The organism is Caenispirillum bisanense (genome assembly GCF_039523075.1).
Lineage (GTDB): Bacteria > Pseudomonadota > Alphaproteobacteria > Rhodospirillales > Rhodospirillaceae > Caenispirillum > Caenispirillum bisanense.
The window spans coordinates 37,363-56,676 of record NZ_BAAAEP010000017.1 but is presented as its reverse complement, the minus strand read 5'-3'; the positions used below and the strand labels follow the sequence as shown (position 1 = coordinate 56,676).

At 71.2% G+C, this 19,314-nt stretch carries 21 protein-coding genes and 1 tRNA gene; 16 read left to right on the top strand and 6 right to left on the bottom strand.

Annotation, left to right across the window (positions count from 1 at the left end; translation table 11 throughout):
* Positions 1 to 875: 875 nt before the first annotated feature.
* Positions 876 to 1,118 carry a hypothetical protein gene (locus ABD056_RS09765; protein WP_343866370.1) on the bottom strand — a complete coding sequence of 81 codons (243 nt, stop codon included), beginning with the start codon at positions 1,116 to 1,118 and terminating at the stop codon, positions 876 to 878.
* A 142-nt stretch (positions 1,119 to 1,260) separates the two neighbouring features.
* Here ABD056_RS09765 and ABD056_RS09760 point away from each other — a divergent pair, with 142 nt between their 5' ends.
* Positions 1,261 to 1,647, top strand: coding sequence for a hypothetical protein (locus tag ABD056_RS09760; protein WP_343866369.1), 387 nt, complete (start codon positions 1,261 to 1,263; stop codon positions 1,645 to 1,647).
* Between the two features lie 95 nt (positions 1,648 to 1,742).
* Entirely contained in the window at positions 1,743 to 2,492 is a 750-nt protein-coding gene (locus ABD056_RS09755; protein ID WP_343866368.1) for a class I SAM-dependent methyltransferase, read from the top strand.
* A 10-nt stretch (positions 2,493 to 2,502) separates the two neighbouring features.
* Here the strand turns inward: ABD056_RS09755 and ABD056_RS09750 are convergent, their stop codons facing one another.
* Positions 2,503 to 2,691, bottom strand: coding sequence for a hypothetical protein (locus tag ABD056_RS09750; RefSeq protein WP_343866367.1), 189 nt, complete (start codon positions 2,689 to 2,691; stop codon positions 2,503 to 2,505).
* A 191-nt stretch (positions 2,692 to 2,882) separates the two neighbouring features.
* Here ABD056_RS09750 and ABD056_RS09745 point away from each other — a divergent pair, with 191 nt between their 5' ends.
* Positions 2,883 to 3,533 carry a hypothetical protein gene (locus ABD056_RS09745; protein WP_343866366.1) on the top strand — a complete coding sequence of 217 codons (651 nt, stop codon included), beginning with the start codon at positions 2,883 to 2,885 and terminating at the stop codon, positions 3,531 to 3,533.
* An 84-nt stretch (positions 3,534 to 3,617) separates the two neighbouring features.
* Entirely contained in the window at positions 3,618 to 4,307 is a 690-nt protein-coding gene (locus ABD056_RS09740) for a glutathione S-transferase N-terminal domain-containing protein (protein WP_343866365.1), read from the top strand.
* A 103-nt stretch (positions 4,308 to 4,410) separates the two neighbouring features.
* Here ABD056_RS09740 and ABD056_RS09735 read toward each other — a convergent pair whose 3' ends face one another.
* Entirely contained in the window at positions 4,411 to 4,884 is a 474-nt protein-coding gene (locus ABD056_RS09735; RefSeq protein WP_343866364.1) for a Dps family protein, read from the bottom strand.
* Between the two features lie 116 nt (positions 4,885 to 5,000).
* Between ABD056_RS09735 and ABD056_RS09730 the strand changes: the two genes are divergently transcribed.
* From ABD056_RS09730 to ABD056_RS09705, 6 genes are all read left to right on the top strand, one after another.
* Positions 5,001 to 5,933: a hydrogen peroxide-inducible genes activator gene (locus tag ABD056_RS09730; RefSeq protein WP_343866363.1), complete on the top strand. Its 933-nt coding sequence runs from the start codon at positions 5,001 to 5,003 to the stop codon at positions 5,931 to 5,933.
* 34 nt (positions 5,934 to 5,967) lie between these two features.
* Positions 5,968 to 6,459 (top strand): YbaK/EbsC family protein, encoded by a 492-nt coding sequence (locus tag ABD056_RS09725; protein WP_343866362.1) that lies wholly within the window; start codon positions 5,968 to 5,970, stop codon positions 6,457 to 6,459.
* Positions 6,460 to 6,530: 71 nt separating this feature from the next.
* A tRNA-Ser gene (locus ABD056_RS09720) sits at positions 6,531 to 6,622 on the top strand.
* A gap of 164 nt (positions 6,623 to 6,786) precedes the next feature.
* The gene (locus ABD056_RS09715) at positions 6,787 to 8,442 is read left to right on the top strand and encodes a 3-(methylthio)propionyl-CoA ligase (RefSeq protein WP_343866361.1); all 1,656 of its coding nucleotides are present in this window, start codon (positions 6,787 to 6,789) and stop codon (positions 8,440 to 8,442) included.
* A 368-nt stretch (positions 8,443 to 8,810) separates the two neighbouring features.
* On the top strand, positions 8,811 to 10,346 hold the full coding sequence (locus ABD056_RS09710; protein ID WP_343866360.1) for an ATP-binding response regulator: 1,536 nt from the start codon (positions 8,811 to 8,813) through the stop codon (positions 10,344 to 10,346).
* Positions 10,347 to 10,442: 96 nt separating this feature from the next.
* Positions 10,443 to 11,096, top strand: coding sequence for a glutathione S-transferase family protein (locus ABD056_RS09705; protein WP_343866359.1), 654 nt, complete (start codon positions 10,443 to 10,445; stop codon positions 11,094 to 11,096).
* A gap of 13 nt (positions 11,097 to 11,109) precedes the next feature.
* Here the strand turns inward: ABD056_RS09705 and ABD056_RS09700 are convergent, their stop codons facing one another.
* Positions 11,110 to 11,811 carry an alpha/beta hydrolase gene (locus ABD056_RS09700; protein WP_343866358.1) on the bottom strand — a complete coding sequence of 234 codons (702 nt, stop codon included), beginning with the start codon at positions 11,809 to 11,811 and terminating at the stop codon, positions 11,110 to 11,112.
* A 100-nt stretch (positions 11,812 to 11,911) separates the two neighbouring features.
* Here ABD056_RS09700 and ABD056_RS09695 point away from each other — a divergent pair, with 100 nt between their 5' ends.
* Both ABD056_RS09695 and ABD056_RS09690 read left to right on the top strand, forming a co-directional pair.
* Positions 11,912 to 12,328: a nuclear transport factor 2 family protein gene (locus ABD056_RS09695; RefSeq protein WP_343866357.1), complete on the top strand. Its 417-nt coding sequence runs from the start codon at positions 11,912 to 11,914 to the stop codon at positions 12,326 to 12,328.
* 70 nt (positions 12,329 to 12,398) lie between these two features.
* Positions 12,399 to 13,745, top strand: a complete 1,347-nt coding sequence (locus ABD056_RS09690) for a PDZ domain-containing protein (RefSeq protein ID WP_343866356.1) — start codon at positions 12,399 to 12,401, stop codon at positions 13,743 to 13,745.
* Between the two features lie 6 nt (positions 13,746 to 13,751).
* Here ABD056_RS09690 and purN read toward each other — a convergent pair whose 3' ends face one another.
* A complete protein-coding gene (purN, locus tag ABD056_RS09685) occupies positions 13,752 to 14,405 on the bottom strand; it encodes a phosphoribosylglycinamide formyltransferase (protein ID WP_343866355.1) in 654 nt (217 codons plus the stop codon).
* The gene (gene purM / locus ABD056_RS09680) at positions 14,402 to 15,460 is read right to left on the bottom strand and encodes a phosphoribosylformylglycinamidine cyclo-ligase (protein WP_343866354.1); all 1,059 of its coding nucleotides are present in this window, start codon (positions 15,458 to 15,460) and stop codon (positions 14,402 to 14,404) included. Before purM ends, purN begins: the two co-directional genes overlap by 4 nt.
* Before the next feature lie 103 nt (positions 15,461 to 15,563).
* Here purM and ABD056_RS09675 point away from each other — a divergent pair, with 103 nt between their 5' ends.
* The 4 genes from ABD056_RS09675 to ABD056_RS09660 are packed head-to-tail and all read left to right on the top strand — an operon-like array spanning position 15,564 to position 19,307.
* Positions 15,564 to 16,868 carry a DUF2066 domain-containing protein gene (locus ABD056_RS09675; RefSeq protein ID WP_343866353.1) on the top strand — a complete coding sequence of 435 codons (1,305 nt, stop codon included), beginning with the start codon at positions 15,564 to 15,566 and terminating at the stop codon, positions 16,866 to 16,868.
* 34 nt (positions 16,869 to 16,902) lie between these two features.
* Complete coding sequence (locus tag ABD056_RS09670) at positions 16,903 to 17,454, top strand: CDP-alcohol phosphatidyltransferase family protein (protein WP_343866352.1); 552 nt, start codon at positions 16,903 to 16,905, stop codon at positions 17,452 to 17,454.
* Positions 17,455 to 17,493: 39 nt separating this feature from the next.
* Positions 17,494 to 18,603, top strand: a complete 1,110-nt coding sequence (locus ABD056_RS09665) for an AI-2E family transporter (protein ID WP_343866351.1) — start codon at positions 17,494 to 17,496, stop codon at positions 18,601 to 18,603.
* Positions 18,600 to 19,307 (top strand): HdaA/DnaA family protein, encoded by a 708-nt coding sequence (locus ABD056_RS09660; RefSeq protein ID WP_343866350.1) that lies wholly within the window; start codon positions 18,600 to 18,602, stop codon positions 19,305 to 19,307. Before ABD056_RS09665 ends, ABD056_RS09660 begins: the two co-directional genes overlap by 4 nt.
* The last annotated feature ends 7 nt before the right edge of the window (positions 19,308 to 19,314 follow it).

Genomic DNA, 19,314 nt, shown 5'->3' with positions numbered 1-19,314 from the left:
GGACCTGAGGCTGCAGATCCTGGTCCGGATCGACTTCGGTCTCTAGGAGAAACGGGGCGGGCCGGCACAGCCGGTTCGTCCCACTCCGAGAGAGAGTTTAGGCGCGACGAGGACGATCCGCAAGGTCACGCGGATGACGGCATGCCGCGGCTCACGCCCGCTCAGATGGTGACGTCTTCAGGTGCTTGCGCTAATTTGATCATCGGCAGGCAGGAAGCAGGAGCCTCGACGCAGCCCCGAGGCCGGCCGGGACGATGGGCGCCCCGGCCGACGGCAGATCGCCTCTGCCTGCTTTCGGAGGATGACGAGATGCGGTTCCCACGCATCCGCGTCCTTCTGGAGTTCCGAAACGATCCGGACCTGGGGCTGCGAATCCTCATCCGGATCGACTTCGGTCTCTAGGAGAAACGGGGCGGGCCGGCACAGCCGGTTCGTCCCACTCCGAGAATGAGTTTAGGCGCGACGAGGACGATCCGCAAGGTCACGCCGCTGACGACATCGTGCGGCATTCGCCCGCTCAGATGGTGACGTCTTCAGGTGCTTGCGCTAACTTGATCGCCGGCAGGCAGGAAGCAGGAGCCTCGACGCAGCCCCGAGGCCGGCCGGGACGATGGGCGCCCCGGCCGACGGCAGATCGCCTCTGCCTGCTTTCGGAGGATGACGAGATGCGATTGCCGCGCATCCGCGTCCTTCTGGAGTTCCGAAACGATCCGGACACGGGCTTGCGACTCCTCGTCCGTATCGACTTCGTTCTCTAGGAGAAAAGGGGCGGGCCGGCGCAAGCCGGTTCGTCCCACTCCGAATCCTAGTGTAGGCGCAACCACTGTCCGCTGCAAGATCGTGCCGCGGCGGCCGTCGCTGTCGCCGTCGCGTCCTCACGCCAGCGGCAGGGGAGGGTTGGCCGGCGCCGGCGCGATCCAGCCCTGGCGCTGTTCCTGGGGTGTCGGTTCGGGCTCGCCGGAGGACGCCCAGATCATCAGCCCGATCAGGGCGATAATGCCGAGCGTCAGGCCGCCGGCCAGCACCATCGCCACCGGGAAGCCCTTGCGCGCCTGCCGAGCCTCGGTCGGGGTTTCGCGAACCTGTTCGCGGCCCCCCGGCATCGGTCGCTTTTCCATGAGTATCTGTCTCCCGTCGCAGTTCGTGGAATCACGCCCGCCACCGCCCGGGAGTTGCAGAAACGCGGTGCGGCCTTTCATATGTGTCACTTCTGCGCTATATGGCCGGCACCTTTGTATCGTTTCTGCCGGAGGACTGCCTATGCGCGACCTCAATGCCCTGCTCGTTCTGGCTCGCCGCGACCTGGACGACGCGCACGCCAACGCGACCGAGCGGCCATGGCTGGCCGCCTACAGCCTGGAGCACGCCGCCCGCAAGATGACCATGGCCGTGCTGGCGCGGGCGGGGGCGCCGCATCGCTTCGGCAACTCCATCCGGGAGATGGCGATTCGCCTGCCGGAGCTGCATCCCTGGCGCCGCGATCTGCTCGACCTCGATCCGCTGAGCGGCGCCCGCGATGCCTACCTATACCCCACCAAGGCGGGGGATGTGCCGGCGCACCCGACGCCGGATAAGGTGAGGCAGGATCTTCGTCGGGTGGAGGATCTGCTCGCCCAGGCGGAGGCCTGGTGCCGCTCGCAGGCGTGATCGCCACTGGCGGCGGCGGCCGTCGCCGATGAGCAATGGCTGCCGCCGCCGTCGCGGGCCATGCTAGGTGCCTGTCCACCGCAGAGGCCGCCGCCATGACCAGCCAGACCTGGAACCCGCAATCCTACCTCGCCGCCGCCGGCTTCGTGCCGGTGCTGGGTCAGCCGGTGGTCGATCTGCTGGCACCGCAGCCGGGTGAGACCATCCTCGATCTCGGCTGCGGCGACGGTACCCTCACCGCCCGCATTGCCGGGAGTGGGGCGCGCGTCATCGGCGTTGACGGCTCGCCGGAGATGGTGGCGGCGGCGCGGGCGCGGGGGCTGGATGCGCGGGTGATGGACGGCCACGCGCTGCACCTGCCGGAGCAGGTGGATGCCGTGTTCTCCAACGCCGCCCTGCACTGGATGAAGCGGGATCCGGCGGCGGTGGTCGCCGGGGTGGTGCGCCACCTGAAGCCCGGCGGGCGCTTCGTCGGCGAGTTCGGCGGCTTCGGCAACGTCGCTGCGGTCACCACGGCGCTGCTCGCCGCCCTGGCCAAGCGCGGCATCGACGGGATCGCCCGCCACCCGTGGTACTTCCCGACGGCGGATCAATACGCGCGGCTGCTGGAGGCGGCCGGGCTGCGGGTGGCGGACATATCCCTGTTCCCGCGGCCGACGCCACTGCCGCAGGGCATGGCCGGATGGCTGCGCACCTTCGCCGGGCCGTTCGTGGACGACCTCGGCCCGGCGGAGCAGGCGGCGGTACAGGCGGATGTGGAGGCGCTGTTGCGGCCGTCGCTCTGCGATGCACAGGGACGCTGGGTGGCGGATTACGTGCGGCTGCGGTTCGTCGCCACAGCCTGATGCCCTGGCCTCAGCGGCCGGGCGCCGCCTCGGGACGGTTGTGGATGGTGATGCGGGCAAGGCCGTGGCTGGCCGCAACGGTGACCGCAAAGGCCTCGGCCGCGTCCTGCTGGGTGAAACGGCCAAGGTCGCGGCCGCCGACGACGGCGTACCAATAGCCATCGTGGCGTGACACCACGTAACACGTGCTGCGGCTCATGGGTGATCCTCCGCTGCGTGTTTATCCTGACCATTAAAGCGGTCCGGTTGAAAAGTCGCAAGGGTACGAACGCTTCACCGGCCTGGCGGTTGCTCCTTTTTGCCTTATCCCGAAGATGGCCGGGGCTATCCGCCTGGTCCCCCTGACTGCCGCAATCTCAGCCCTTGAAACTGAGAATGATTCGCAATACCATGGCTAAATCCTCACCGATGGAAGGGATGAAGATCATGGCGGTGGCGACGGAGATGCCGGTGCGGGTGGTGGCGACGCGCGTGTCCTGCCGCGCCAAGGAAGCGGCCTGCCTGGCGGTGCTGGGGCTGGCGGAAGGGGCCGCGGAAGCGGTGTCGCCGGCCGAGATCGAGGCGGTGCTGGCCATGGTGGGGGCGGAGGAATGGCGCCCGCCGCAGGGTCTCGTCGCCCAGGCGGTGGGCGGCCTGCTGGCGGCCGACCTGGTGGTCTGCGACGGCCGCGGCGCCCTGCGCACCACCGAGGCAGGGCGCGATGCCCTCCACTGCCTGCTGATGGCGCCGGTGGCGGCGCCGATCGAGCCGGTGGAGCGGGTCATCCTGTCGCTGCGCCTGTGCCTGCTCGACCGCCTGCCGGAGCCGGAGCGGGCGGCCCAGGCCGATGCCCTGGTGGCGGCCTGGAACGCGGTGATCGAGGTGCGCCGGCGGGAGGAGGAACGGGTGGCCCACGGCCTGCCGCTGCTCGGCCTGTGGTCGCGCCAGCGCCGCCGCCGGCTGGAGGACGAGCGCGACCTCTGCGCCCGCATCCGCGACCGGCTGATTCTCGACGATGTGTGCCGTGTCGGCATCCCCGGCCGGGCGATGGCGTCCGCCTGATGCTGGCGGGAAATGGCCCTGGACCCAGGGCGTTGCGCACCCGACCTTCAGGGCCACACGCACCCTGATGCCGGGAGACCCGACATGATCGATCTGTACTACTGGCCGACCCCCAACGGCTGGAAAGTCTCCATCCTGCTGGAGGAACTGGGCCTGCCCTACACGGTCAAGCCCGTGGACATCACCAAGGGCGACCAGTTCCAGCCGGATTTCCTCCGCCTCAGCCCCAACAACCGCATGCCGGCCATTGTCGACACGGCGCCGAAGGATGGCGGGCCGGCCATCTCCATCTTCGAGTCCGGCGCCATCATGACCTATCTGGCCGAACGCGAGGGCCGCTTCCTGCCCACCGACCTGCGGGCGCGGGTGGAGGTGAACCAGTGGCTGTTCTGGCAGGTCGGCGGCCTTGGTCCCATGGCCGGGCAGGCGCATCACTTCCGCCAGTACGCGCCGGAAAAGGTCCAGTACGGCATCGACCGCTACACCAACGAGGTCAACCGCCTCTACGGCGTCATGGATCGCCGCCTGGCCGACCGCGAGTTCCTGGCCGGCGACTACTCCATCGCCGACATGGCCTGCTGGCCGTGGGTGGTGCCGCACGAGCGCCAGGGCCAGACCCTGGCCGACTTCCCCAACCTGAAGCGCTGGTTCGAGACCATCGGCGCGCGGGAGGCAGTGCAGAAGGGCAAGGCGGTCGGCACCGAATGGCGCTCGCCCAACATCGCCGAGAGCGAGGAGGCGAAGAAGGTGCTGTTCGGCCAGCGGGCGAAGTAGGGCCGGCCCGCTCCGCTCCACACGAAACGACGGCGCGAAGGGCAGGGGCCCCTCGCGCCGTCGCTCCGTTCAGCCGCTGGCGATGCAGGCTGCCGTGCCGGCCTCAGCCGAGCATGGCGCGCAGCATCCAGGCGGTCTTTTCGTGGATCTGCATGCGCTGGGTCAGCAGGTCGGCGGTGGGTTCGTCGGCGGCGGCATCGGCCAGCGGGAAGATCTCGCGGGCGGTGCGGACCACCGCTTCCTGGTCGCGCACCAGCGCCTTGATCATGTCGGTCGCCGACGGCACCGTGTCTTCTTCCTGGATGCGGGTCAGGCTGGCGAACTGCTTGTAGCTGCCCGGCGCCGGGAAGCCGAGGGCGCGGATGCGTTCCGCAATGGCGTCCACCGCCAGGGCCAGTTCGGTGTACTGCTGCTCGAACATGGTGTGCAGCGTGTTGAACTGCGGGCCGGTGACGTTCCAGTGGAAGTTATGGGTCTTGAGGTACAGGGTGTAGGTGTCGGCCAGCAGGCGCGACAGACCATCGGCAATGGCTTTGCGCTGGGCGTCGTCGATGCCGATGTTGATGTCCATGCTCATGTGCGATCTCCCTGATAATCCCCATTCAAAGAATGGAAGAAAGATAGACCCTGGCGGTCGCAACTTCCAATGGGTTATCCTGCCGGGAATGATCGTTTTTATCGGATAAATACCCCATGAAGCCGCTCCCGACGCTGCGTCAGCTCCGCTATCTGGTGACGGTGGCCGAAACGCTGCATTTCGGCCGGGCGGCGGAGCAGTGCCTGGTCACCCAGTCCACCCTGTCGGCCGGCATCCAGGAACTGGAGACCCTGCTGCGGGTCCGCGTGCTGGAACGCCGCACCAAGCGCCAGGTCGTGCTGACGCCGCTGGGGGAGGACATCGTCGCCCGCGCCCGCCGCATCCTGGCCGATGCCGAGGCGCTGGTGGATGTGGCCGCCGCCGCCGCCGAGCCGCTGAGCGGGCCACTGCGCCTGGGCGTCATCCCCACCATCGGCCCGTATGTGCTGCCGCGGGTGCTGCCGGCGGTGCGCGATGCCTACCCCGACCTCAAGCTGTTCCTGCGCGAGGACCAGACCGCCCGGCTGCTGGAACAGCTGGGCGACGGGCGGCTGGATGTGGCGCTGCTGGCGCTGCCCTATGACGTCGGCGACCTGGAGACGCTGCCGCTGTGGGACGAGGATGTGGTGGTGGCGGCCCCCGCCGATCACCCCTTCGCCGCCCTGGCGCGGGTGCCGGAGGAAGCTCTTGCCGGCGAGACGGTGCTGATGCTGGAGGACGGCCATTGCTTGCGCGAACACAGTCTGCAGGCCTGCAGCCTCATCCGCCGCCCCGGCGCCAATGAAAGCTTCCAGGCCACCAGCCTCAACACTCTGGTGCAGATGGTCGGCAACGGCCTCGGCATCACCCTGCTGCCGCGCTCGGCGGTGCCGGTGGAGGTGGGGCGGGGGGCGCCGGTGGTGGTGCGCGACCTGGAAATGGCCCGCGCCGCCCGCACCGTCGCCCTGTGCTGGCGCCCCGGCGCCGCCCGCCGCCGCGATTTCCGCCTGCTCGCCACGCTGCTGAAGGACCATGCGCCCGAAAAGGCGGTGGTCGCCCCCGACCGCTGAGGACGCCTCGACCCCTTACGCCGGAGTTTCCGCCATGAGCGACAGTTACCTTGAGAACGCCTCCGTCCGCCGGGTGCGCGAGGCCCTGGCCGACGTCGGTGCCCTGCACGAGGTGATGGCCCTGCCCACCAGCGCCCGCACGGCCCAGGAGGCGGCGGACAGCCTGGGGGTGCCGCTGGGGGCCATCGTCAAGTCGCTGGTGTTCACGGTGGCCGGGCAGCCGGTGCTGGCCCTGGTGGCCGGTGACCGCCAGTGCGTGCCGGAGGCGCTGCCGCCGGTGCTGGGGCTGGAGGGCGGCGTGCGGCGGGCCGATGCGGCGGTGGTGCGGGATGCCACCGGCTTCGCCATCGGCGGCGTGGCGCCGGTGGGGCATCCGGCGGTGCTGCCGACGGCCATCGACGCCAGCCTGGGGCGGTTCGACGCGGTGTGGGCGGCGGCCGGCCACCCCCATTGTGTGTTCCGCACGACGCTGGACGAACTGCGCCGCATCACCCCCGGCGTGGTGTCGGACGACATTTCGCGCTGAGCGGCGGCAGCCTCTTCATAGTCGGTTGACAACGTTGGGGGCTGGCCCGTATAAGGTCCGCCTCACCGCGCGGACAGGTGGGTGAGTGGCTTAAACCAGCGGTTTGCTAAACCGTCGTACGAGGAAACTCGTACCCCGGGTTCGAATCCCGGCCTGTCCGCCATCTCTACAAAGCCCCGGCAGTGCCGGGGCTTTGTCGTTTGCGGCTGACCCGCAACTCCGCCCGCCCATCCTGCGGTTGCGGAATCCCCCTCCGGTGGTCAAGTATGGAGCGGCACCGGCCCGTCAGAGGCCGTCGGCGCAACCAATCCAATCGGGAGGTAGCAGATGCTGGGACTCATGCAGGGCCGGCCGCTGATGATCGCGTCCATTCTCAGCCACGCGGCCCGGCATCATCGTGACGCCGGAGTGGTCACCAATACCGTCGAAGGCGGCATCCACCGCTACACCTATGCCGAGGCGGAACAGCGCGCCAAGCGGCTGGCGCGGGCGCTGCTGGCGCGCGGCGTGCAGCCGGGCGAGCGCATCGGCACGCTGGCGTGGAACACCTACCGCCACCTGGAACTGTACTACGGCGTCTCCGGCCAGGGGGCGATCTGCCACACCATCAACCCGCGCCTGTTTCCCGACCAGATCGCCTACATCATCGGCCATGCCGCCGACACCCACCTGTTCGTCGACCTGACCTTCGTGCCGCTGGTGGAGAAGCTGGGCGACCGCCTGCCCGAGTGCGTCCGCGCCGTCGTCGTCATGACCGACCGCGACCACATGCCGGCCACCGTCGCGGTGCGGCCGGGGGTGGAGGTGCTGTGCTACGAAGAGATGCTGGCCGCCGCCGATGCCGAGTACACCTGGCCGGAGTTCGACGAGAACACCGCCTCGTCGCTCTGCTACACCTCCGGCACCACCGGGCACCCGAAGGGCGTGCTCTACAGCCATCGCTCCACGGTGCTGCACGCGCTGGGCGTCAATGCGCCGGACGTGCTGGGCCTGCGGGCGGCGGACAAGGTGCTGCCGGTGGTGCCCATGTTCCACGTCAATGCCTGGGGCACGCCCTATGCGGCGCCGGCGGCGGGGGTGACGCTGGTGATGCCCGGCCCCCACATGGACGGCGCCAGCCTGCAGGCGCTGATGGAGGGCGAGGGGGTGACGGCGGCGCTCGGCGTGCCGACGGTGTGGCTCGGCCTGCTCGACCACCTGCGGCGCAGCGGCACCCGCATCAACAGCGTGCAGCGGCTGATCATCGGCGGCTCGGCCTGCCCCGAGATGCTGATGCAGAGCTTCGAGGCGGAATACGGCGTGCGCGTCGACCACGCCTGGGGCATGACCGAGATGAGCCCGCTCGGCACCTACAACAGCCTGAAGCCGGCGCAGCAGCAGCTGACCGGCGCTGCGCTGACCCAGGCCAAGCTCAGCCAGGGCCGCGCCATCTTCGGCGTCGACATGAAGATCGTCGACGGCGACGGCCGTGAACTGCCGTGGGATGGCAAGTCCTTCGGCAACCTGATGGTCCGGGGGCCGTGGGTGTGCCGTGCCTACTTCGGCCGCGAGGACGAGGTGGCGGAAACCCACGATGCCGACGGCTGGTTCCGCACCGGCGACGTCGCCACCATCGACCCCGACGGCTACATGCGCATCACCGACCGGACCAAGGACGTGGTGAAGTCGGGCGGCGAGTGGATCAGCTCCATCGAACTGGAGAACATCGCCGTCGGCCACCCCGATGTCGCCGAGGCCGCCGTCATCGCCGCCCGCCATCCCAAGTGGGACGAACGGCCGCTGCTCATCGTGGTGCCGCGCGACGGCCGCCAGATCGACCCCAAGGCGCTGCTGGCGTGGTTCGAGGGCAAGGTCGCCCGCTGGTGGATGCCCGACGACGTGGTGGTGGTGGACGAACTGCCCCACACCGCCACCGGCAAGCTGCAGAAGACCACCCTGCGCGACCGCTTCGCCGATTACCTCGTGGAGCGCGGGTCGGCCTGACGGCCGCGCCGGGCGTCCCCGCACACTCGCCCGTACCTATGCGAACCGCCGGCCGCCGCGCCGGCGGTTTTCGTTTTGCAGTAACCGGCCGGGTCGGGGGGACCGCAACCGGTACCATGGTATGAGCCGCCAGTTGCTGTCCAAACGTCATAAAGTGTGTCCTGTCTATTCGTGCAGCCGGCGAGGGCGGTCGATTGGCCGGCGGTATGTCGGACATATGTCTTCCGTCGCGCTTAACGGCCCGGCCATGGCCGCTCCATTCTGTCGCGATCAAAATTCGCAGCTGCGGCGTTCCCATTGCGCAAAACAGGCGCTAGGGTGAAAGCGGGGCCGCCGCCGGCGCGGTGCAGCACTGGGAGACACGGAAGGTGCAGCCTGGGGATCTGAAGGACTCCATCCTGGAGATGGCGCCGAACGGCATCTACGAGATCGCCGTCGACGGCACGATCCTCTACAGCAACCCCGCCCACCATCGCCTGCTCGGCTACGAGCCGGGGACGCTGGTCGGGCGCAGCATCCTCGACCTGGTGCCGGAGGCCGACGGCGAGCGCCTGCGCGCCGATCTGGCGCGGCTGGTGGAGACCCAACCGGAGCCGCAACCCTACCTCAACAGCAGCTTCACCCGCGACGGCCGCCAGATCGTGGTGGAGGTGCACTGGACCTACAAGCGCGACCGCGCCGACGGCCGGGTCATCGGCTTCATCGCCATCCTCAACGACGTCACCACCCGCATCGAGGCCGAGCGCCTGCGCGAGGAGGCCCGCCACGCGGCGGAACAGGCGGCGCTGTCGCGATCCCGCTTCCTCGCCTCCGCCAGCCATGACCTGCGCCAGCCGCTGCAGGCGCTGGCGCTGTTCGTCAGCCGGCTGGAACGGCGCGACCTGGACCCGACGGCGCGGGAGGTGGTGGGCAACATCCGCGAGAGCGTCGCCACCCTGTCGTCGCTGCTCAACGGCCTGCTGGACATGAGCAAGTTCGACGCCGGCATGACCCAGGTGCGGGTGACCGACGTGCCGCTGCGCGAGGTCTTCGTCCAGCTGCGCCGGGATTTCGGCGCGGTGGCGGAACGGGCCGGCCTGCGCCTGCGGCTGCGGGATACCGATTGCGTGGTGCGCAGCGACCCCATGCTGCTGCGCCGGGTGCTGGGCAATCTGGTGGTCAATGCCATCTCCTACACCCGCCGCGGCGGGCTGGTGGTCGGCGCCCGCCGGCGCGGCCAGTCGGTGCGGCTGGAGGTGTGGGACAGCGGCATCGGCATTCCGCCGGACCAGCTCGACCTGATCTTCCAGGAGTTCTACCAGGTCGGCAACCCGGCCCGCGAACGGCGCGAGGGCCTCGGCCTTGGCCTCGCCATCGTCGACCGCGCCTGCCGCGCCCTCGGGCATCCGGTGGAGGTGAAGTCGCGGGTGGGGCGCGGGTCGGTGTTTGCCGTCACCGTACCGGCGGCGCTGGAGCCGGCCGCTCCTGCCGCGGCGGACCTGGCAGCGGCGGTGGCGGCGGGTCAGCCGCCGGCGCCGGTCCTGGGCGGCACGGTGGCGGTGGTGGAGGATGATCCGGCGGTGCGGCGGGCGCTGGTGTCGCTGCTGCAAGACTGGCAGTGCACGGTCATCGCCGCCGCCAACGGGGCGGACCTGCTGGCCGCCCTGGCGGAGGCGCGGGCGCGGCCGGACGTGGTGATCGCCGACCTGCGGCTGCCCGGCGGCATGGACGGGCTGGCGGTGGCGGCCGCCGTCTCGGCCGAACTGGGCCATGCGGTGCCGGCCCTGGTGGTCACCGGCGATACCGACCCGGATCGCCTGCGCGCCACCCTGGCGGCGGGGTGCATGCTGCTGCACAAGCCCATCGACGTCGGCGACCTGCACGGCGCCCTGACCCGGCTGCTCGGCCGCACCGCCGCCGGCTGACCGGCGGCCGTCGCCAGTGGCCCTGGCGGCCGGGTGCGGCGGCGGCTAAGGTGGCGGATCCTCGCTTTCAGCCGCGCAAGAAGGACGATTCCCGCCATGACCCTCAAGCTCGTGATCGGCAACAAGACCTATTCGTCGTGGTCGCTGCGGCCGTGGCTGGCCCTGAAGGTGAAGGGCATCGCCTTCGACGAGCAGGTGGTCCCGCTCTATGAGGGCGACTGGAAGGCGGCGCTGCTGGAGGCCTCGCCGGCCGGCAAGGTGCCGGTGCTGCTGGACGCCGGCACGGTGGTGTGGGACAGCCTCGCCATCCTGGAATACCTCGCCGACCGCCACCCGACCCTGCGCCTTTGGCCGTCGGAGGCGGAGGCCCGCACCCGCGCCCGCTGCATCGCCGCCGAGATGCACAGCGGCTTCACCGCCCTGCGCTCCGCCATGCCCATGAACTGCCGCAAGGATCTGAGCGGCAAGGTGACGGTGGAGGGCGCCCTGGCCGCCGACGTCGCCCGCGTGCAGGCCATCTGGCGCGACACGCGGGCGGAGTTCGGGGCCGGCGGCCCGTTCCTGTTCGGCGGCTTCACGGCGGCCGATGCCATGTATGCGCCGGTGGTGACCCGCTTCCGCACCTATGGCGTGGCGGTGGACGAGCCGTGCGGCGACTACATGCAGGCGGTGCTCGACCTGCCGGCCATGCAGGAATGGTACGCCGACGCCGCCGCCGAACCGTGGACCATCCCGCACGCCGAGGTGTAAACGGCCCCGCGCCTCAGTCGGCCAGGCGGCGGACCAGGAAGTCGCGCGCCAGCGCAAGGCCGTCGTCGTCGATGCCGTGCGGCAGGCCCGGCCGGCCGTGGGCGGCCACCTCCACCCCCGCCGCCCGCAGGGCCGACTCGGTGAGGCCCATGGCTTCCGGCGGCACCACCTCGTCGGCGAGGCCGTGGACCAGCAGCACCGGCGGGCGCGACACGGTTGCCGCCGCCAGATCGCCGTCGCCCAGCAGCGCGCCGGAGAATCCGACCACCCCGGCGCAGGGGCGGGCGCGGCGCAGGGCGACGTGCAGCGCCATCATGGTGCCCTGGCTGAACCCAACCAGCGCCAGCCGGTCGTCCTCCAGCCCGTAGTGGTCGAGCAGGCCGTCGAGGTAGGCATCCAGCACCGGCGCGGCGGCGGCGGCGCCCTCCACCATGCGGGCATAGACCGGGCCGAGCGTCTCCGGCCGGCGGCGCAGCATGTCGGGGTCGTAGGCCGACAGCGAGAACCACTGGCGGCCGTAGGGCGCCATCTCGCACGGCAGCGGCGCGTGCGGGCTGTGGAAGGCGGTGCCCGGCAGCGACGGCGCCAGCGCCGGCGCGAGGCCGATCAGGTCGTTGCCGTCGGCGCCGTAGCCGTGCAGCAGCACCACCAGGCGGCGCACCGGCTCGCCTTCCGGCGGACGCAGGGAGGGACCGAAGAGACTCGCGTCGGGCATGGATCACTCTCTTTAGTCTGTTGTTACGGAAGCCGAACTCGGCCACGATGGAGACGGGCCGGCATCTCGCGCCGGCCGTGCGCCAGTATATGGGACCTTCATGTCCGACACGACATCCGCCCTGTTCACCGTCGAGGCCTTCTACAGCGCCTTCGCCACCCGCGACTTCGACACCCTGCGCGGTGCCTGGGCGGAGACGGCGCCGCTCAGCTGCATTCATCCGGGGGCGGAGCCGCTGGTCGGCCGCGACAGCGTGCTGGAAAGCTGGCGCGCCATCCTGGAAAATCCGCAGACGCCGGAAATCCGCTGCCTGGCGCCGCAGGTGCTGGTGCATGGCGACATGGCCATCGTCACCTGCCACGAAGACCTGGACGGCGACCTGCTGTGCGCCACCAACGTGCTGGTGCGCGAAGGCGCGGTGTGGAAGATTGTTCATCATCAGGCCGGGCCGCTGGCCTATGTGCCCGAGATCATGCCGGAACCCGACGACGGGGGCGGCTCCGGCGCCATCAACTGACCGGCCGCCGGTCATCGCCGTGGGGAGGCCGTCCGTCGGGGCGGCTGCGGCACATGTGGGGGAGACGTTGATGCACATTCGCCGTCCGCATCGCCGCGGCGCGGTGCTTGTGGCCTTGGTGGCCCTGCTGTGGGGCCAGCCTGCCGCCGTTGGGGCGAGCGAGGCGCCGCCGGCCCATGGCTTCGTCGGCGCCGAGGTGCAGCCGGTGAGCCTGGAACAGGGCCGCGCCCTCGGCCTTTCCGGCGGGGCCGGGGTGTTCGTCCGCGACCTGCTCGCCTGGGGGCCGGCCTATGGCGCCGGCATCCGCCGGGGCGACGTGCTCACCGCCTACGACGGCGTGGCGGTCAGCGGTCTGGCCCAGGTGGTGGCGCTGGTGCAGGCGCGCAAGCCGGGCGACCGGGTGAGCGCCACCGTCCATCGCCGTGGCGAGACGCTGCCGGTGGTGGTCACCCTGGATGCCTTTCCCGCCGGATGGGGCCTTGAAACCGAACGGATGGCGGTGGTGCCGCGCCTCGGCCTGCGGCTGCGCGCCCTGACGCCGAAGGCGCGGGAGGAGGCGGCCGTCCGCTGGGGCTCCACCGGCCTGCTGGAGGCGGCGGTGGCGGCCGGATCGCCGGCCGCCCGCGCCGGCCTGCAGGCGGGCGATCTGGTGGTGGCGGCCGATGGCGTGCCGCTGAGCGACCCGTCGGTGGCCGACACGGCGCTCACCGCTGCCTCGCTGCTGCTGGTGGAGGGGGTGCGCGGTTACCGCGCCGTCGCCCTCGACGGCCGGGCGTTGCCGCCACCGACGGCGGCCGCCGGGGCGTCCTGGCAGCCGCTGCCCGACGGCAGCCTGATGGTGCTCGACGTCACCCACGACAGCGCCGCCGCCGCTGCCGGGCTGCGTCCCGGCGAAGTGGCGCGGCGGCTGGGGGATGCCAAGGGCGAGGCCATTGCCGGCCGCCTGTCGGTGCGCGGCCTCGGCGGTGGCGAGCGCGAGATCATTCTGGCGGCCGAGGCGCCGACCCTGACCGAACCGCAGGCGCGGCCCATTCCGGCCCTGAAGGCGACGGTGGCGGCGCTGTCGCCGGCGGTGGTCAGCCGTTTCGCCCTGCGCCCCAGCGCCCGTGGCGTGGTGGTGACCGATACCGAGCCCGGCGGCGCGGCGGCGGTGGTCGGGCTGCGGCCGGGGCTGGTGGTGGTGGCGGTGGATCAGCAGCCGGTGACGACCCCGGCCGAGGCCGCCGCGGCCCTGGCGGCGGCGGAACGGCGCGGCACCGCCGAGGCGGTGCTGCTCATCGAAGGGGCGCAGGGCTTCCGGATCCTCAGCCTGCCGCTGCGCGGCGCGCTGGCCACCGGCGGCGTGCCGACTCCGCCGCCGGCTCCGGCGGTGGCGCCGTTGCTGGACTGGAAGCCGGCCGCGCCGGTGGAACAGTAGGCGAGGTCAGTCGAGCGGGTTTACGAGGCTGTGGTCGGGGCCGCCGGCGTCGCGCAGCAGCACCCGCTCGCCGTCCACCACCGCCTTGCCCTCGGCCACCAGCCGCAGCGCCAGCGGGTAGATGCGGTGCTCCGCCTCCAGCACGCGGGCGCCCAGGGCATCGGCATCGTCGTCGGCCAGCACCGGCACCGCCGCCTGCACGATGATCGGGCCGGCGTCCATGTCGGCGCGCACGTAGTGGACGGTGCAGCCGTGGAACCGCACGCCCGCCGCCAGCGCCCGCTCGTGCGTGTGCAGGCCCTTGAAGCTGGGCAGCAGGCTCGGGTGGATGTTGATCATGCGGTCGTGCCAGTGGGTCACGAACCCCGGCGTCAGCAGCCGCATGAAGCCGGCGAGGCAGACCAGCTGCACGCCCGCCGACTCGAGCGCCGCGGTCAGCGCCGCCTCGAAGGGCTCGCGCCCCGAGAAGCCCTTGTGGTCGATGGTCTGGGTCGGCACGCCGGCCTTCGCCGCCCGTTCCAGCGCATAGGCGCCGGGCACGTTGGAGATGACGGTGACGATCTCCGCCGGGTGCGACGGGTCGCCGCAGGCATCCAGCAGCGCCTGCAGGTTGCTGCCGCGGCCGGAAACCAGCACGCCGACCTTCAGGCGCGAGGTCATTCCGGCAGTGCCCAGGCGGCGGCCAGACCGGGGATGCGCACCGGCTCGCCGTCGCCGCGCTCGACCATGCGGCCGATGACGCGGGCGTCCTCGCCGTGCTCCTTGAACACCGCCAGGGCGGCGTCGGCGCGGTCGGCCGGCACCACCACCACCATGCCGACACCGCAGTTGAAGGTGCGGGCCATTTCGTGGGCGCCGACGTTGCCTTCCTGGGCCAGCCACTTGAACACCGGCGGCAGCGCCAGGGCGTCGGCGTCCAGCTCGGCCGCCACGGTGTCGGGCAGCACGCGCGGGATGTTCTCCCAGAAGCCGCCGCCGGTGATGTGGGCCAGCGCCTTGACGTGGCCGGCGCGCACCGCCGCGAGGCAGCTTTTCACATAGATGCGGGTCGGCGTCAGCAGGGCTTCGCCCAGGGTCTGGCCGGCGGCGAAGGGGGCCGGGGCGTCGTAGCCGAGGCCGGTGCGCTCGACGATGCGGCGCACCAGGCTGTAGCCGTTGGAGTGGATGCCCGAGGCGGCAAGGCCGATCACCACGTCGCCGGCTTGCACGCCCTGGCCGTCCAGCAACTGGCCGCGCTCGGCGGCGCCGACGGCGAACCCGGCGATGTCGTAGTCGCCATCCTCGTACATGCCGGGCATTTCGGCGGTCTCGCCGCCGATCAGCGCGCAGCCGGCCTGACGGCATCCCTCTGCGATTCCGGCGACCACGTCACGCGCCACATCAACCCGAAGCCGCCCCGTCGCGTAATAGTCGAGGAAGAACAGCGGCTCGGCACCCTGGACCACGAGGTCGTTGACGCTCATGGCCACCAGATCGATGCCGACGGTCTCATGGCGGCCGGCGGTGATCGCCACCCGCAGCTTGGTGCCGACGCCATCGGTGGCGGCAACCAGCACCGGGTCGGTGAAACCGGCGGCCTTCAGGTCGAACAGGGCACCGAAGCCGCCCAGCGCGGCATCTGCCCCGGCGCGGGTGGTCGACTTGGCGAGCGGCTTGATGGCTTGCACAAGCGCGTTTCCGGCGTCAATGTCAACGCCGGCGTCCTTGTACGACAACCCGGTCTTGTCAGAGGGAGTGGTAATGACGGCCTCGTCTGCGTGTGTGACTGAACGGCTCGGTTCGATGGGCTGCAAGATACTGCATCGGCGCTCCATTGCAATGGCCGTTGCGGCGGTTTTCGCCCTGGTCGGGCTGCTGCTGCCGGGTGACGGCCGGGCGCAGGATGGCGCCGCCCTGGCCGCGACGCAGGAGCTGTTCACGGCCCGCGACGTCACGGTCGACGTCACCGCCGACAACGCCCTGAAGGCGCGCGATCAGGCGCTGCTGGAAGCGCAGGCCAAGGGCCTTGCCCAGGTGCTGCGCGACCTGACGCCGCCCGGCGAGCAGGGGCGGGTGCCGCAGGTGTCGGCGCAGGATGCGCAGAACTACGTCCTGTCGCTGCAGGTGAAGGACGAGAAGCGATCCAGCGTGCGCTACATCGCCACCCTCGACATCCTCTACAATCCCAACGCCGTGCGCGCGCTGCTGCGCCAGAGCGGCATCAGCTTCACGGAAACCGCCCGCACGCCGGTGCTGGTGCTGCCCCTGTGGCAGTCCGCCGCCGACGCCCCGCCGACCCTGTGGGAAGACCCCAACCCCTGGCGCGAGGCGTGGCAGCGCCGTCCCTCCGGCGGGCTGGTGCCGGCGACCACGCCGCTCGGCGATCTCGGCGACCTGCAGGCCATTTCCGCCGACGAGGCGGCGGCCCGTCAGGCCGGGGCGGTGCGCCGCATCCTCCAGCGCTACGAGATGACCGAGGGCGTCATCGCCCATGCCATCCGCAGCGGCGAGTCGCGCCTGCAGATCGAGCTGACCCGCCTGCGGCTGGCCGGCGAGCCCACCCAGGCGAGCCTGTCCGTCGACCGCCAGCCGGGCGAGGACGAGGCCGCCTTCCTGACCCGCGCCACCAACGAGGTCGCCAACCGCCTGCGCGACGAATGGCGCGCCGCCACCGTCGCCGCCTCGGCCAGCGAGGCGCCGTCGCAGGTGACCGTGCTGGTGCCGACCGGCAGCCTGGACACCTGGCTGACGGTGCGCGAGCGGCTGTCGCAGGTGCCCATCGTGCGCGGCGTCGACATCCAGGCGCTCAGCCGCGAGCGGGCGCAGATCCTGCTCGGCTACGTCGGCAGCCAGGATCAGCTGGCGCTGACGCTGGCCCAGTACGGCCTCGACCTCAGCGACCTCGGCGGCGGCCTGTGGCAGATCGAGCTGCGGCGCGGGGCCGGCGGTGCGCCCGCGCCGCAGGCGCCGGCCGGGGCCGGCGGCGGTCTCGGTCAGCCGCAGCCGCTGGCGCAGCCGGGCATGATGCCGCAGGGGCAGGCCCCGGGGGCCGCGCCGGGGCAGCCTCAGCCTCCCCTCCAGCCCCAGCAGCCGCGTCCGGCGGGGCAGGGGCAGGTGATCGTGCCGCCGGCAGTGGCGCAGTAACGGCTCCGGCAGGCACGGGAAGGGGCGGACGGACGTGGTGCGCAACATCCCCAACATCCTGTCGGTGTTCCGGCTGCTGCTGGTGCCGCTGACCATCTGGCTGATCCTGGAGCACGAGCTGAAGCTCGCCTTCGCGGTCTTCGTCATCGCCGGCATCACCGATGCCGTCGACGGCGCCCTGGCGCGCTGGCTGGACGCCCGCACGCCGCTGGGCGCCTTCCTCGACCCACTGGCCGACAAGGCGCTGCTGGTCAGCGTCTACATCACCCTCGGCATGGCCGGCTACCTGCCCAGCTGGCTGGTGATCCTGGTGGTGTTCCGCGATGCCCTCATCGTCGGTGGCGCCATCCTCTACCACGTGGTGATCGGGCCACTGCACATGCAGCCGCTGTTCGTCTCCAAGGCCAACACGGTGACGCAGGTGGTGCTGGCCGCCTCGACGCTGGCGGTGGAGGGGCTGAATATGGACGTCGGCCCGGCGCTTGGTGTACTGACGTGGGTGACGGCCGCCACGACCGCAGCGTCGGGGGCGGCCTACCTGTGGGTCTGGGGGCGCAAGGTCGCCTCCGACGGACAGGAGGGCTGACAGCGGCACGGCGCCGCAGGGGGAGGGATCGGGTAGATCATGTCTCGCAGCCGGCAGATCCGTTTCTGGCTGATCGGCCTGGCGGTGTTCGTCGCGGCCCTGTGGGTGCTGCGCGAGGTGCTGCTGCCCTTCGTCGCCGGCATGGCCGTCGCCTACTTCCTCGACCCCGTCGCCGACCGGCTGGAGAAATGGGGCCTGTCGCGCCTGATGGCGGTGGTGGTCATCACCGCCGGCTTCGTGCTGTCGCTGGTGGCGGCGCTGCTGCTGCTGGTGCCGCTGCTGCAGGCGCAGGTGACGGCCTTCGTCATCCGCCTGCCGGGCTACATCGAGATGCTGCGCGAGGTGGCGGAGCCGCTGCTGGCCGAGATCAAGCAGCGCCTGCCGGCCGATCAGGTGGCCACCCTGCAGGAAAGCGCCGGCGGCTATGCCGGCAAGGCGCTGGAGTTCGTCGGGTCGGTGCTGAAGGGCCTGCTGACCGGCGGATTCGCCCTGCTCAACCTGCTGTCGCTGCTGTTCATCACGCCGGTGGTGGCGTTCTACCAGCTGCGCGACTGGGACCGCATGGTGGCCAAGGTGGACGGCTGGCTGCCGCGCGACCATGCCGACACCATCCGCGACCGCTTCCGCGAGATCGACGCCATCCTGGCCGGCTTCGTCCGCGGCCAGGCGAGCGTGTGTCTGGTGCTGGGCGCCTTCTACGCCATCGGGCTGACGCTGGTGGGGCTCGACCTCGGGCTGCTGGTGGGGCTGGCGGCGGGGGTGCTGAGCTTCATTCCCTACCTTGGCACCATCACCGGCTTCGTGGTCGGCATCGGCCTCGCCCTGGCGCAGTTCGACACCTACCTGCCGGTCGGGCTGGTGGTGGCGGTGTTCGTCGCCGGCCAGCTGCTGGAGGGCAACTACCTGACGCCCAAGCTGGTGGGCGACCGCATCGGCCTGCATCCGGTGTGGGTGATCTTCGCCCTGCTGGCGGGCGGTGCGCTGTTCGGCTTCGTCGGCCTGCTGCTGGCGGTGCCGGTGGCGGCGGTGATCGGGGTGCTGGTGCGGTTCTTCCTCGGCCAGTACCTGCGCAGCCCGCTCTACACCGGCCATGGGGCCGCCGGAGCGGCCGAAGGGCCGCCGGCGCCGCTGCCGCCGCCGGCGCCATGAGCGATCCCGGCAAGCAGCTTCCCCTCGCCCTGCCGCACCGTCCGGCGCTGTCGCGCGAGGATTTCCTCGTCACCCCCGCCAACGAGGAGGCGGTGGCGTGGCTGGACCGCTGGCCCGACTGGCCGGGCCATGCCCTCGCCCTGCACGGGCCGCGCGGCTGCGGCAAGACACATCTGGTCCACGTCTTCGCGGCCCAGAGCGGCGCCGCCATCCTGACCGCCGACGAACTGCCGGGCGAGGACGTGCCCTACCTGCTGGCCCATCACCGCGCCGTGGTGGTGGAGGAGGCCGACCGGCTGGTGCCCTCGGCGCGGCTGGAGGAGGCGCTGTTCCACCTGTGGAACCTGGTGAAGGAGCGCCACGGCCACCTGCTGCTGACCGGCGAGACGCCGCCGGCCCGCTGGCGGGTGCGGCTGCCCGACCTGCGCTCCCGCCTGTCGACGGCGCAGGCGGTGGCCATCGCCGCCCCCGACGACCTGCTGATGGAAGCGGTGCTGGTGAAGCTGTTCATCGACCGCCAGCTGCGAGTCGGGCCCGAGGTGGTGGCCTTTTTGCTGCGTCACATGGAACGTTCCTTCGCCGCCGCGCGTGAAATTGTGGCGGCTGCGGACACACTCAGTCTTGCGGAGCGTCGGGACATCACCGTTCCGTTGATTCGGCGTGTCATGGATGAGACAGACCGTGGCAAATCCGCAACACCGTGAGGCAGAA

Coding starts and splice junctions, on each gene's coding strand:
- ABD056_RS09735 (WP_343866364.1), bottom strand. CDS start 4,884: ATGAGCATGGACATCAACATCGGCATCGACGACGCCCAGCGCAAAGCC.
- ABD056_RS09750 (WP_343866367.1), bottom strand. CDS start 2,691: ATGAGCCGCAGCACGTGTTACGTGGTGTCACGCCACGATGGCTATTGG.
- ABD056_RS09705 (WP_343866359.1), top strand. CDS start 10,443: ATGACCCTCAAGCTCGTGATCGGCAACAAGACCTATTCGTCGTGGTCG.
- ABD056_RS09690 (WP_343866356.1), top strand. CDS start 12,399: ATGCACATTCGCCGTCCGCATCGCCGCGGCGCGGTGCTTGTGGCCTTG.
- ABD056_RS09675 (WP_343866353.1), top strand. CDS start 15,564: ATGGCCGTTGCGGCGGTTTTCGCCCTGGTCGGGCTGCTGCTGCCGGGT.
- ABD056_RS09730 (WP_343866363.1), top strand. CDS start 5,001: ATGAAGCCGCTCCCGACGCTGCGTCAGCTCCGCTATCTGGTGACGGTG.
- ABD056_RS09665 (WP_343866351.1), top strand. CDS start 17,494: ATGTCTCGCAGCCGGCAGATCCGTTTCTGGCTGATCGGCCTGGCGGTG.
- ABD056_RS09660 (WP_343866350.1), top strand. CDS start 18,600: ATGAGCGATCCCGGCAAGCAGCTTCCCCTCGCCCTGCCGCACCGTCCG.
- ABD056_RS09755 (WP_343866368.1), top strand. CDS start 1,743: ATGACCAGCCAGACCTGGAACCCGCAATCCTACCTCGCCGCCGCCGGC.
- ABD056_RS09760 (WP_343866369.1), top strand. CDS start 1,261: ATGCGCGACCTCAATGCCCTGCTCGTTCTGGCTCGCCGCGACCTGGAC.
- ABD056_RS09700 (WP_343866358.1), bottom strand. CDS start 11,811: ATGCCCGACGCGAGTCTCTTCGGTCCCTCCCTGCGTCCGCCGGAAGGC.
- ABD056_RS09745 (WP_343866366.1), top strand. CDS start 2,883: ATGGCTAAATCCTCACCGATGGAAGGGATGAAGATCATGGCGGTGGCG.
- ABD056_RS09715 (WP_343866361.1), top strand. CDS start 6,787: ATGCTGGGACTCATGCAGGGCCGGCCGCTGATGATCGCGTCCATTCTC.
- ABD056_RS09740 (WP_343866365.1), top strand. CDS start 3,618: ATGATCGATCTGTACTACTGGCCGACCCCCAACGGCTGGAAAGTCTCC.
- purN (WP_343866355.1), bottom strand. CDS start 14,405: ATGACCTCGCGCCTGAAGGTCGGCGTGCTGGTTTCCGGCCGCGGCAGC.
- ABD056_RS09695 (WP_343866357.1), top strand. CDS start 11,912: ATGTCCGACACGACATCCGCCCTGTTCACCGTCGAGGCCTTCTACAGC.
- ABD056_RS09765 (WP_343866370.1), bottom strand. CDS start 1,118: ATGGAAAAGCGACCGATGCCGGGGGGCCGCGAACAGGTTCGCGAAACC.
- ABD056_RS09725 (WP_343866362.1), top strand. CDS start 5,968: ATGAGCGACAGTTACCTTGAGAACGCCTCCGTCCGCCGGGTGCGCGAG.